The following is a 12,101-nucleotide window of genomic DNA, read 5'->3' on the forward strand; positions in this document are numbered from 1 at the left end:
ACTCCTTCAGGCAGGCTGCGCGACGATGGGCCGGTCGGCCTCGGCATCATAGGCCGCATCGTTCATCGGCTTCTCCACGCGCAGCGGGCTACCCGCGATGGTCCTGCCGATGTTCCAGGCCATGACGATCGCGCCGCTCAGGTACAGCAGGCCCCCCGCCGCCCGGATCAGATACATGGGGAACATGGCGCTCACCACTTCGGAGAAGGCGTAGACCAGATAACCGTCGCTGCCATATTCGCGCCACATCAGCCCCTGCATGATGCCCGCGACCCACATCGACGCGGCGTAGAGGACGATGCCCACCGTCGCCAGCCAGAAGTGCCAGTTCACCAGCCGAAGACTGTACAGCCTCTCCCGCTTCCACAGTCGTGGCGTAAGATAATAAAGGCAGGCGAAAGTAATCAGCCCGTTCCACCCCAGCGCCCCGCTATGCACATGGCCGATAGTCCAGTCGGTATAGTGGGAAAGACTGTTGACCGCCTTCACCGACATCATCGGCCCTTCGAAAGTCGACATGCCGTAGAATGCCAGCGCCATCACCATCATGCGGATGATCGGATCGGTGCGGATGCGGTCCCATGCGCCGTTCAGCGTCATGAGGCCGTTGATCATCCCGCCCCAGCTAGGCATCCACAGCATGACCGAAAAGACCATGCCCAAGGTCTGCGCCCAGTCGGGCAGCGCGGTATAATGAAGATGGTGCGGCCCCGCCCAGATATAGAGGAAGATCAGCGACCAGAAATGGATGATGGAAAGCCTGTAACTATAGACCGGCCGTTCCGCCTGCTTGGGCACGAAATAATACATCATGGCCAGGAAACCGGCGGTCAGGAAGAAACCGACCGCATTATGCCCGTACCACCATTGGGTCAGCGCGTCCTGCACACCCGCGAAGGCGCTGTAGCTCTTGGAACCGAGCCAGCTCACCGGCATGGAAAGATTGTTGACGATATGCAGCATCGCGATCGTCAGGATGAAACTCAGGTAAAACCAGTTCGCGACATAGATATGCGGCTCGCTGCGGCGCAGGATCGTCCCGCCGAACACCACCAGATAGGCGACCCAGACGATGGTCAGCCACAGGTCGACATACCATTCCGGCTCGGCATATTCCTTGCCCTCGGTGATGCCCAGCAGATAGCCGGTCGCCGCCAGCACGATGAAAAGCTGATAGCCCCAGAAGACGAACCGGGCGAGCGCCGGAAAGGCCAGCCGCGCCCGGCACGTCCGCTGCACCACATAGAAGCTGGTGGCGATCAGCGCATTGCCCCCGAAGGCAAAGATCACGGCGGAGGTGTGCAACGGCCGCAGCCGCCCGAAACTCGTATATTCCAGCCCCAGATTGAGCGCCGGAAAGGCAAGCTGGAGCGCGATGTAAAGCCCGGCCAGAAAGCCCGCCAGGCCCCAGAAGACCGTCGCGATCACGCCCCAGCGGATCGGATCGTCGTCATATCTGCCCTGGGAGGCGGGCATTTTCAGCAGCCCGCGAGTGATCGCCTCATAATCGGCATGCCGCATCGTCAGCACCGCCACGGCCAGCGCGGCCGCGCACACGATCCCCATATGCACGGCAAAGCCGAAGTCCGCCGCCGCCAGCGCCGCCAGAAAGGCCAGCGTCGCGAGCGCGAACCAGCCGCCCGTCTTCCACACCAGTTGCTCCATCGGATTTCCCCGTCAAAGGCTATGCGGCGTCCTTCCTCCGGGAGCCGCCCCCATGCATTGACCTCTGTCAAAGCCGGCGGCGCAGGTATGTAGGGGAATGTCCGTATGGGGCCGGAAAGCCGACCCATCCTATTCCTCCCCATCGAAAGATGGGGAGGGGGACCGCCGCCAAAGGCGGTGGTGGAGGGGAAGATTCGAAGGTCGCGCCCCCTTCCCCTCCACCAGCCTGCGGCTGGTCCCCCTCCCCACGCTGCGCGTGGGGAGGATTTAATATTCCCCCTCGGCCATCCCCTCCAGCCGCTCTTCATCCACGACGCGCACCCCGCGCCGCCCGGCCAGCGCAATCACGCCCATCCGCTTCAACTCGCCGATCTGCCGCGACACCGTCTCTATGGTCAGCCCCAGCACGTCCGCGATCTGCTGCCGCGACAAAGGCAATTCGATCACCCCGGCCGGGTCCGCCCGCAACCGCCGCCGCATGTCCAGCAGCAACGTCGCGACCTTCTCCCGCGCATTCTTCCGCCCCAGCAGCAGCATCCACGCCCGCGTCCGGTCCAGATCGTCCAGCGTCCGCCGCAACAACCGATGCTCCAACGCCGGATGCTCCCGCGCAAAACCGTCGAACGCCCCTCGCGGATAAAGGCACAGCCGCGCATCGGTCAGCGCCGTGACGCTGTGCGGCGTGCGCGCGCCGAAGGGGCGGCCGATGAAATCCGATGCATAGACGACGCCGACGATCTGCTCGCGCCCGTCGCCGGTGGAGGTGGACAGCTTCAGCGTCCCCTCGATCACATTGGCGACCAGCGTCGAACTGTCGCCTTCCCACATCACGGTCTGCCCGGCCTGCAACGTCACGCGCCGCCCGATCCGGTTCAGCGCCCCGCGCTGCTTTTCGTCGAGATCGGCGCAGATCGCCCGATCGCGCACCTCGCAACGGTCGCAATATTGCCCGCCGCAGCCCTTGGCCGATGGCGTTGCCGCCATGGCGAAGGCCGCATCCTCCTGCGCCTTTTGCGCCAGGTCAAATCGCATATCCATGCGCCGATCCATGCCGCCCCGGCACGCCGCGACCTATCCGTAATTGTCCCTAGGGTGTTGGAGAGCGGACCTCCCCAATTCCTCCCCATCGAAAGATGGGGAGGGGGACCGCCGCCAAAGGCGGTGGTGGAGGGGAATGGGGCACGACCTGCGCATTTCCCCTCCACCACCGCTTTCAGCGGCGGTCCCCCTCCCCACGCTGCGCGCAGGGAGGATTTCACCCCATCAAAACTTCATCCCCACGCCCACGCCAAAGACAAAGGGATCAAGCTCCAGCTTCACCCTCTGCACGCCCGCACCGGCGATCGACAGCCGCGCCGTGGTGTCGATGTCGATATATTTGACGTCGAAATTCAAAAACATCCGCTCGTTGAGGTCGATGTCGACCCCCACCTGCCCCGCCCAGCCGAAGCTGTCGGACATATGCACTTTGGTCGCGCCCACCGCGCCCTCCAGCGCGCCCGAAGCCTTCTCGCTATAGAACAGCGGGCTCTGTTGCAAAAATCGTGAAGCTTGAGCATGCTTGGCGGAGATTGGACGGACGGAACGATGACGGATTTCAAGTGGCGCCATTTCCAGGGTGATGTGATCCTGTGGGCGGTGCGCTGGTATTGTCGCTATCCGATCAGCTATCGCGACCTTGAGGAAATGCTGGCGGAACGCGGCATTTCGGTCGACCATACGACGATCTATCGCTGGGTCCAGTGCTACGCCCCGGAGATGGAGAAGCGGCTGCGCTGGTTCTGGCGGCGTGGCTTTGATCCGAGCTGGCGCCTGGATGAAACCTACGTCAAGGTGCGGGGCAAGTGGACCTACCTGTACCGGGCAGTCGACAAGCGGGGCGACACGATCGATTTCTACCTGTCGCCGACCCGCAGCGCCAAGGCAGCGAAGCGGTTCCTGGGCAAGGCCCTGCGAGGCCTGAAGCACTGGGAAAAGCCTGCCACGCTCAATACCGACAAAGCGCCGAGCTATGGTGCAGCGATCACCGAATTGAAGCGCGAAGGAAAGCTGGACCGGGAGACGGCCCACCGGCAGGTGAAGTATCTCAATAACGTGATCGAGGCCGATCACGGAAAGCTCAAGATACTGATCAAGCCGGTGCGCGGTTTCAAATCGATCCCCACGGCCTATGCCACGATCAAGGGATTCGAAGTCATGCGAGCCCTGCGCAAAGGACAGGCTCGCCCCTGGTGCCTGCAGCCCGGCATCAGGGGCGAGGTGCGCCTTGTGGAGAGAGCTTTTGGCATTGGGCCCTCGGCGCTGACGGAGGCCATGGGCATGCTCAACCACCATTTCGCAGCAGCCGCCTGATCGGCGCAGAGCGACAGCCTACCTCTGACTGCCGCCAATCTTTGCAACAGAGCCGCAGCGCGAGCCATTCCAGGGCCCGGGCGCGGGCAAGGCCTTCCGTGGGCAGCAAGGCCTTTTCGGGCACGAGTTCCGCGATATGGTTGAGGATGGCGATATTTTCGGTCAGGACATCATCGCCGATCTGGAGCGCGGGCACCCGCGCCCACGGGTTTTTCTGACGATAGGCGTCTGAAAACTGGGCGTTTTGCGTCAGGTCGATCAGCTCCGCCTCATAAGGAAGGCCGGCTTCCTCCAATGCGGCATGGGACGCCAATGAGCATGAACCTGGATTGTAGTAGAGCTTCAACATGTCCCTGCAATTCTCCTGCGGACTGGGCAAAAAATGGCTTAATGCATATGTTCGGCACCGGAGCGTCGCCCCGAACGGAAGCAATCATCCGCCCGGTCGGAAAACGCTCCGAAACGACAGGCCGGAGCATTCCATCCGATGCGATCAGGCCGAAATGTTCAAAAATCCATCGGCTTCGAAAACCTTTCTGGCACGTTCCTCAATCCGATCCGCAAGTGACCTGCGAAGCGGCATGCCGTTCGAGACTTTTCTCAGCGTGTTATAGCTGAAGCCGAATGTTTCGAATATCTCCTCATTATTTCTCATCGTCGACAATGATGTGATCCGATCGGCGATCGAGGGATCCAAACAGCGCATTCCATTAGGCATTCGATCTTCCCCTACTGACGAATTCCAGCCGGTGCACGGTCGCAACTTGCCTGCCCGCGCAGTTCATCGGGCCATTCCCGCCGTTCCGGAAAACAGGCGGCGGGGTTTCCCCCTGGACCATGTTGCGCATGGGCCGGACACGCAGCGAGCGGGCCAGCGGACGTCGAGGCCGGGAGCGGATTGCGACGGACGCGCCGCGCATTGCCCGGAGATCGAAGCATAGGAATATCCTCTCCATGCGCTGTTATGGATCAGCGCCTGTCTTATCCGGCACGTCGGTGATTATTATGCTTATCGGGCCGTCCGGAAAGGATCGCAGCTTTCGCCTGCGGAGGAAATTGCTGCAAATGAATTAGGAATATTCGCGATACGGATTTGATCGAAACGGGGCCAACTGCCCACAAATCGGTCATGGGGATTGAGCGACCGCGCTTTGAAAGCAGCCATCGCATGCTATGGTCGCCTTGAGCATTTCCCGGCAGGCGGAATATCCGCCGACCGGAAAGCCCGCTAAAACAGGAAGCCGGAGCAGCCGGGCCGACGCCGTCGGACCGGACGCCGCTTCGGCTTCGCATCGCCAGGAATTGGAAGCGAACATGTCTCGAGACAATGCCATCGTCATGCGATACGACAATCCCGACATTCCGTCCGGCCGCGACATCGTATATCTTCACGGCCGCGGCAGCACCGAAAGGGAAGCGGGGTTCGCGCTGCCCCTTTTCGGCCGCGCGAATGTTCGCTCCTATCGCGGGCCGCTTCCCCAGGGGCCGGGGTTCGCCTGGTTCGAAAATGCCGGGATCGGCGTCGCCCTGCCCTCCAGCCTGTCGGGCGAAACGTCGAAGGTCGGCGACTGGATCGCCGCAGATACCGGCCGCCAACGGCCCTGGCTATGCGGTTTCAGCAACGGCGCCGCGATGGCCGCCAGTCTTCTGCTCAGCAATCCGGGGGCCTATAGCGGCCTCATCATGATCGGCGGCTGCTTCGCGGTGGAGGACGGCGACCTGCCGGACAACGGCCTGCTCGACAAGCCGGTCCTCTTCTGCCGGGGCCAATTCGACGATGTGATCCCGCGCCACAAGTTCGAGCAGGCGGAAGCCTATCTCTCCGGCCCCAGCGGCGCGCGGGCGACTTTCATCCCTTATGAAGGCGGGCATGAACTGCCGTTGCCGATCAAGGCGGCGGTGCAGGGCTGGCTCGGCGCGGAAAGCCGCTGAATTTCGTCCCGTCCTTGGCCATGGCCGAACGGGAGCGCCGGATGATCGAGAACCGGCCGCATCCGGAAATGATCGGATGCGGCCGGCACTGTTCCAGGATCAGGCCTTTGCTTATGCGGTGATCGGCGGAAGCCCCTCCACCGCGCGGCTCAGAAGCTGCACGATGCCCTCCTCCGTGATCGGACGGGGGTTGGGATAGGGGTTGGCGACCGCCAGCGCGGCGGCCTTCGCGATGCCGTCCTTGGGCATGCCGAGCTTCGCCAGCGACATTTCCGCGCCCAGGCCCACCGCCAGTTCGTACAGCTTGGTCGCGGGGTCGCCGCCGCCTAGTGCGCGGCTAGCCCGTTCCATCGCCTCCGGCACCGACGGCGCATTATAGGCGATCGCATGGGGCAGCACGGCGGTGTGGGTCTGCGCATGCGGCATGTCGAAGGTGCCGCCCAGCGTGTGGCAGAGCTTGTGGTGCAGCGCGACGCTCGCCGCGCCCAGGACGCTGCCGGCGAGCCAGCAGCCATAGAGCGCGTCGCCCCGCGCCTTCGCATCGGTGGGATCGGCCTTGATCAGCGGCAGGCTCCTGGCGAGCGCCCTGATGCTTTCCTCCGCCATCAGGGAGACGATGGGATTGCCGTCGAAGGCGTAAAGGCTCTGTTGCAAAAATCGTGAAGCTTGAGCATGCTTGGCGGAGATTGGACGGACGGAACGATGACGGATTTCAAGTGGCGCCATTTCCAGGGTGATGTGATCCTGTGGGCGGTGCGCTGGTATTGTCGCTATCCGATCAGCTATCGCGACCTTGAGGAAATGCTGGCGGAACGCGGCATTTCGGTCGACCATACGACGATCTATCGCTGGGTCCAGTGCTACGCCCCGGAGATGGAGAAGCGGCTGCGCTGGTTCTGGCGGCGTGGCTTTGATCCGAGCTGGCGCCTGGATGAAACCTACGTCAAGGTGCGGGGCAAGTGGACCTACCTGTACCGGGCAGTCGACAAGCGGGGCGACACGATCGATTTCTACCTGTCGCCGACCCGCAGCGCCAAGGCAGCGAAGCGGTTCCTGGGCAAGGCCCTGCGAGGCCTGAAGCACTGGGAAAAGCCTGCCACGCTCAATACCGACAAAGCGCCGAGCTATGGTGCAGCGATCACCGAATTGAAGCGCGAAGGAAAGCTGGACCGGGAGACGGCCCACCGGCAGGTGAAGTATCTCAATAACGTGATCGAGGCCGATCACGGAAAGCTCAAGATACTGATCAAGCCGGTGCGCGGTTTCAAATCGATCCCCACGGCCTATGCCACGATCAAGGGATTCGAAGTCATGCGAGCCCTGCGCAAAGGACAGGCTCGCCCCTGGTGCCTGCAGCCCGGCATCAGGGGCGAGGTGCGCCTTGTGGAGAGAGCTTTTGGCATTGGGCCCTCGGCGCTGACGGAGGCCATGGGCATGCTCAACCACCATTTCGCAGCAGCCGCCTGATCGGCGCAGAGCGACAGCCTACCTCTGACTGCCGCCAATCTTTGCAACAGAGCCGATGCTGGCAAGCTCGGTCATCTCGTTCATGCGACGAACTCCTTTACAGCGTTGGCTCTGCCGTCCGCAGGATGCGGACCTGGTGCGGATAGGGCGAATTGTGCGCGCGCGGCTGCTTGTGCAATTCTACGGACATCGCCGCGTGAGCCAGCGCCAGCTGTAGCCTGAACAGGCGCAGCGTCGGCGCCGGCATCGCGTCGAGCGGAAAGGTCTCGACATGGTCGAGGATGGCTTCCGAACGGGAGAGCAGCACATCGTAGAAGCGGGTTATCTCCGCCATAGTCGCGCGCGCCCGGATATCCCATCGTTCCTGCGCCGTCTCGCCGATCCAGTGCGGCACGAATTCGAGAAGATCCTCGAAGCCGGGGGGCAGCACGGGCTCCTCGTCGAGCGCGGGGGCCGGCATCAGATCACCCGCTCGGCCGATGCCAGCATCGTGTAATGCTGGCCGGCCTGTGCCAGGAGCGCATCGAACGCCGCGCGATCACCCGCCACGCCGCGTTCGAAATCGGATAGCGTCGGCCACCACAGTTCGCGCGCGCCGATGAACGGCGAGGTGCCCTTGTGCACCGCGTCTATCGCGAACGAGCGGACATGCCGAAACGCGCCGATGCGATCGCCCAGCGCCTTGTCCTGATCGCCTGCCCAGGCCGGATTGCCATCCGCCTTGACCAGTTGCAGGATCTTGACGCTTACCGACCATTCGGTGGGCGACCACTGCACGGCCGCATCATCGGGATCGTCCACCGCCGGTCGCGAGCGGATAATGTCCTCCTCGAAGAAGGTGAACTTCAGTCCGTCCATGTCGACGAACAGCGGTTCGTCGGGGATGTTGTATTTGCGATGCGCGGGATCTTTGCCCATGTTGAGCGCATCGTCGAGACTGTCATACCACAGCTCGGTAATGCCGTCGTAGGCCAGCTGTGTATCAGGCAGCAGCGGAGAGACGATCCGGTGCGATTGCACATAGCCGCGCAGGCACGCGATCTTCTTGCTGAGTGTGCCGTGCGGATGGCGCCAGTGATCGTGGAACTGCTGTTCCGAAATGTCCTTCCGGCGCGGGATCGTCGCGAGTATCTTGATGCTGTGCATGGAGGCTGCTCCGTAAAATGATCAGATCGCGGTAAAGCCGCCGTCTGCTGCAAGGCAGGAGCCGGTGACGAACGAAGCCGCGTCGGACAGCAACCATACGGCGGCCTGGGCCTGCTCGTGCGGTTCGCTGAAACGGCCGATCGGGTGGATCGAGTTCAGATAGGGCTCAAGGCCCGCATCATTGTCCATCGCGCGCTGCAGCATAGGCGTGCGCACCGCGCCGGGCACAAGCGCGTTCACGCGAATGCCGTGCTTGCCATAGTCTGCCGCCGCCACGCGGGTCAGCCCGACCACCGCATGCTTCGCGCCGACATATTCGCCGTGCATCGGCACGCCGACCACGCCAGCGACGGATGCGGTGTTGACGATCGATCCCTTCGTCCCGCGCTCGATCATCGCAAGGATCTGGTACTTCATGCACAGGAACGTGCCGGTTACATTGATATCCATGCTCTGCCGAAACCGTTCGAGCGACACTTCGGCAAGCGGCAGTCCGGCCTGCGGGATCGCCGCATTGTTGAACGCGCCGTCAAGCCCGCCGAACGCCGCCAGAGTCTGCGCGACAAGTGCCTTCACGTCCTCTTCCTGTGCGATGTCGCACCGGAAATAGGCGGCCTTCCCGCCAGACGCAGCGACGACCGCCTCACCGGCCTCGTCGTTGATGTCCGCCACCGCGACGTTGGCACCACTGGCCACCAGCAATTCCACGGTGGCGCGCCCGATGCCGCTGCCACCACCCGTCACGATTATCGTCTTGCCGCTCAAATCAGACATCTATCCCTCCAACAGTTTCTTATCGGCGTTCCGGTTTCATTACTGGAACTTGAAGCGCACGGTCAAGCCATATTCGGCGGGTCGACCAGCGTAGCGAACAACGGTATCGTAAGTCTGGATCGTGTTTGTCCAGTAATACTTGTTGAAGATATTGCGACCCCAGCCGAAGACCGCCCAGCGGCCATCAGGCGCTTCCACGCCAAGCCGCGCGGAAACGAGCGTGCGGCCATTCACCTCGTAGAGATCCTTGTCCGCGTTGGTGATGGCCAGAACGCCCAGCGATTTGCTTTGTGAGGAGATCGTCGTGCCCATGGTTAGGTTCACGCCACCCAGCGGCAGGCTGTAGTCCGCGCTCAGGCTCGATTGCCATTTGGGCGAAAACGGCAGCCGTGCGCCGCTGAAATCGCCCCGGATCGGATCGAACAGGCCCACTTCGTTGGCAACGGAGCCGACGATCCCCTGATAGTGGCGAACCTTGGCGTCGATATAGGTCGCGGCCGCACTGACCGTGAGCCCCTCGACCACTCTGGCGCTCAGTTCCAGTTCGGCACCCTTGACGCGCGACTTGGGGACATTGACCAGGCCATCCAGCGCATTGAAGAACGGATCGACGATCTTGGCGCGCAGCTGCTTGTTCTTGTAGTCATAATAGAAAACGCCGCCATTCAGCGTCACTTTGCGATCGAACAGTGTGGTCTTGAAGCCTGCTTCGTAATCGACCAGCGATTCCTGCGTGACGGCGGCATATTGCGCGAACGTTCCGGCGGAGACGCCCGGGAAACTTCCCGCCTTGTACCCTTTCGAAACATTGGCGTAGAGCAGGAGCGTCGGCGTCGCCTTGTAGTTCACGCCGAGCATCCATGACGTGCTGTTTTCATTCAGCTTGTCCCGAAACGTGCCCGGCAAGCCCGTCTGGCTGTTCAGCGAAACCGAATCTCCCAATGGCACCAGCGGTATCGGGCCGCCGAAATCGAAGATCTGGCGATAGGTGTTGATGACGGTGGTGAACAAAGACGAGATTGAGCCATCGCCAAGGTCGAATGTCTTGTTGACCGAGGAACGCTTCGCCTCGGTATAGCGTATGCCGCCCTTCAGCGTCAGTTGATCGCTGATGTCATATTCGACATTGCCGAAAACCGCATAGTTCTTCAGGCGCTGCCGGTTGTTGTAGCCGGCCTGATCATAATCCTGCCCGATAACCTGTGTATTGACATAGCTGGATGTCGAATCGGCGTAGTTGACTTCATCGTCCTCGCGCACACGGCTGTGTTCGTAATTGGCACCGACCACCCATCGGAAAGACGAGCGTGCGTCGTTGGCCAGACGCAGTTCCTGATTGAACGACTTGATCGAACCATCGTTGCGATTGACGTCCAAGATCTGGAGATAGGTGCCGTGGCTCTGTTGCAAAGATTGGCGGCAGTCAGAGGTAGGCTGTCGCTCTGCGCCGATCAGGCGGCTGCTGCGAAATGGTGGTTGAGCATGCCCATGGCCTCCGTCAGCGCCGAGGGCCCAATGCCAAAAGCTCTCTCCACAAGGCGCACCTCGCCCCTGATGCCGGGCTGCAGGCACCAGGGGCGAGCCTGTCCTTTGCGCAGGGCTCGCATGACTTCGAATCCCTTGATCGTGGCATAGGCCGTGGGGATCGATTTGAAACCGCGCACCGGCTTGATCAGTATCTTGAGCTTTCCGTGATCGGCCTCGATCACGTTATTGAGATACTTCACCTGCCGGTGGGCCGTCTCCCGGTCCAGCTTTCCTTCGCGCTTCAATTCGGTGATCGCTGCACCATAGCTCGGCGCTTTGTCGGTATTGAGCGTGGCAGGCTTTTCCCAGTGCTTCAGGCCTCGCAGGGCCTTGCCCAGGAACCGCTTCGCTGCCTTGGCGCTGCGGGTCGGCGACAGGTAGAAATCGATCGTGTCGCCCCGCTTGTCGACTGCCCGGTACAGGTAGGTCCACTTGCCCCGCACCTTGACGTAGGTTTCATCCAGGCGCCAGCTCGGATCAAAGCCACGCCGCCAGAACCAGCGCAGCCGCTTCTCCATCTCCGGGGCGTAGCACTGGACCCAGCGATAGATCGTCGTATGGTCGACCGAAATGCCGCGTTCCGCCAGCATTTCCTCAAGGTCGCGATAGCTGATCGGATAGCGACAATACCAGCGCACCGCCCACAGGATCACATCACCCTGGAAATGGCGCCACTTGAAATCCGTCATCGTTCCGTCCGTCCAATCTCCGCCAAGCATGCTCAAGCTTCACGATTTTTGCAACAGAGCCCCGGGCGGTGCGAAATGAATGCCGGCCAGCGGGGTGAAATAGTTCATGCATCCGTTGAGCTTAGAGAGCTTCCACACCCCGTCACGGCGCTCATACTCATTCGTGTAGACCGCAGCGATAAGAATCGACTGATTACCTTCGACGAGATTTCCAAGGCAAAGGACGTCGCCAATACCATTTACCTTGTCCGCGCTCACAAATTCCAAGCGCAGATTGGTTCCATAATGAATAGTTTCGTGATACATTGGCCAGAGTACGTTATTGGCCAAATCGAGGGCGCCTTCCGGGCCCTTGTAGGTGCCGATTCCCTCAATGGTCCACTCTGCATCATCCCACCAAATAGAAGCGAGACGGCCCTCTTGGCGCTTGTCTACGCCAATGAGCTGGTCAGAGTAGAGGTCCTGAATCGCGGCCCGGCTTGCAAGTCTGTCTAGATCACTCATTTTGTATCTCCCAGTTGAATATAATCCCGTAATCTTAGCAGGATC

At 61.6% G+C, this 12,101-nt stretch carries 12 protein-coding genes and 2 pseudogenes; 3 read left to right on the forward strand and 11 right to left on the reverse strand.

The window, feature by feature from the left end; translation table 11 throughout:
- Positions 1-6 precede the first annotated feature (6 nt).
- From ccoN to SIDU_RS18115, 3 genes and pseudogenes are all read right to left on the reverse strand, one after another.
- Positions 7-1,665, reverse strand: coding sequence for a cytochrome-c oxidase, cbb3-type subunit I (gene ccoN / locus SIDU_RS18105; RefSeq protein ID WP_007688175.1), 1,659 nt, complete (start codon positions 1,663-1,665; stop codon positions 7-9).
- Positions 1,666-1,932: 267 nt separating this feature from the next.
- Positions 1,933-2,703, reverse strand: coding sequence for a Crp/Fnr family transcriptional regulator (locus SIDU_RS18110; protein WP_007682182.1), 771 nt, complete (start codon positions 2,701-2,703; stop codon positions 1,933-1,935).
- A gap of 225 nt (positions 2,704-2,928) precedes the next feature.
- Positions 2,929-3,189: pseudogene (locus SIDU_RS18115) on the reverse strand (OmpW/AlkL family protein); the annotation flags it as partial.
- 63 nt (positions 3,190-3,252) lie between these two features.
- Between SIDU_RS18115 and SIDU_RS18120 the strand changes: the two are divergent.
- Entirely contained in the window at positions 3,253-4,017 is a 765-nt protein-coding gene (locus SIDU_RS18120; RefSeq protein WP_001389365.1) for an IS6-like element IS6100 family transposase, read from the forward strand.
- Here the strand turns inward: SIDU_RS18120 and SIDU_RS18125 are convergent.
- Complete coding sequence (locus SIDU_RS18125) at positions 3,989-4,366, reverse strand: glutathione S-transferase N-terminal domain-containing protein (protein ID WP_015460613.1); 378 nt, start codon at positions 4,364-4,366, stop codon at positions 3,989-3,991. The genes SIDU_RS18120 and SIDU_RS18125 overlap by 29 nt on opposite strands.
- Before the next feature lie 965 nt (positions 4,367-5,331).
- Between SIDU_RS18125 and SIDU_RS18135 the strand changes: the two genes are divergently transcribed.
- A complete protein-coding gene (locus SIDU_RS18135) occupies positions 5,332-5,949 on the forward strand; it encodes an alpha/beta hydrolase (protein ID WP_013054035.1) in 618 nt (205 codons plus the stop codon).
- 111 nt (positions 5,950-6,060) lie between these two features.
- Here the strand turns inward: SIDU_RS18135 and SIDU_RS18140 are convergent.
- A pseudogene (locus SIDU_RS18140) lies at positions 6,061-6,597 on the reverse strand (iron-containing alcohol dehydrogenase); the annotation flags it as partial.
- A gap of 54 nt (positions 6,598-6,651) precedes the next feature.
- On the opposite strand from SIDU_RS18140, the gene SIDU_RS18145 reads away from it, so the two are divergent.
- On the forward strand, positions 6,652-7,416 hold the full coding sequence (locus tag SIDU_RS18145; protein ID WP_001389365.1) for an IS6-like element IS6100 family transposase: 765 nt from the start codon (positions 6,652-6,654) through the stop codon (positions 7,414-7,416).
- Between the two features lie 97 nt (positions 7,417-7,513).
- Here SIDU_RS18145 and SIDU_RS18150 read toward each other — a convergent pair whose 3' ends face one another.
- Genes SIDU_RS18150 through linA form a run of 6 tightly spaced genes read right to left on the reverse strand, consistent with a single transcriptional unit; the run spans position 7,514 to position 12,056 of the window.
- Positions 7,514-7,876, reverse strand: a complete 363-nt coding sequence (locus SIDU_RS18150) for a hypothetical protein (RefSeq protein WP_007682395.1) — start codon at positions 7,874-7,876, stop codon at positions 7,514-7,516.
- Complete coding sequence (locus SIDU_RS18155) at positions 7,876-8,562, reverse strand: EthD domain-containing protein (RefSeq protein ID WP_007682394.1); 687 nt, start codon at positions 8,560-8,562, stop codon at positions 7,876-7,878. Before SIDU_RS18155 ends, SIDU_RS18150 begins: the two co-directional genes overlap by 1 nt.
- 21 nt (positions 8,563-8,583) lie before the next feature.
- Entirely contained in the window at positions 8,584-9,336 is a 753-nt protein-coding gene (gene linC, locus SIDU_RS18160) for a 2,5-dichloro-2,5-cyclohexadiene-1,4-diol dehydrogenase LinC (protein WP_015460611.1), read from the reverse strand.
- Between the two features lie 39 nt (positions 9,337-9,375).
- Positions 9,376-10,746 (reverse strand): TonB-dependent receptor, encoded by a 1,371-nt coding sequence (locus SIDU_RS18165; RefSeq protein WP_007682392.1) that lies wholly within the window; start codon positions 10,744-10,746, stop codon positions 9,376-9,378.
- A 41-nt stretch (positions 10,747-10,787) separates the two neighbouring features.
- Complete coding sequence (locus SIDU_RS18170; protein WP_001389365.1) at positions 10,788-11,552, reverse strand: IS6-like element IS6100 family transposase; 765 nt, start codon at positions 11,550-11,552, stop codon at positions 10,788-10,790.
- Positions 11,553-11,591: 39 nt separating this feature from the next.
- Positions 11,592-12,056, reverse strand: coding sequence for a hexachlorocyclohexane dehydrochlorinase (gene linA, locus SIDU_RS18175; RefSeq protein WP_073507206.1), 465 nt, complete (start codon positions 12,054-12,056; stop codon positions 11,592-11,594).
- Between the last annotated feature and the right edge of the window lie 45 nt (positions 12,057-12,101).

Source organism: Sphingobium indicum B90A (genome assembly GCF_000264945.2).
GTDB classification, from domain to species: domain Bacteria; phylum Pseudomonadota; class Alphaproteobacteria; order Sphingomonadales; family Sphingomonadaceae; genus Sphingobium; species Sphingobium indicum.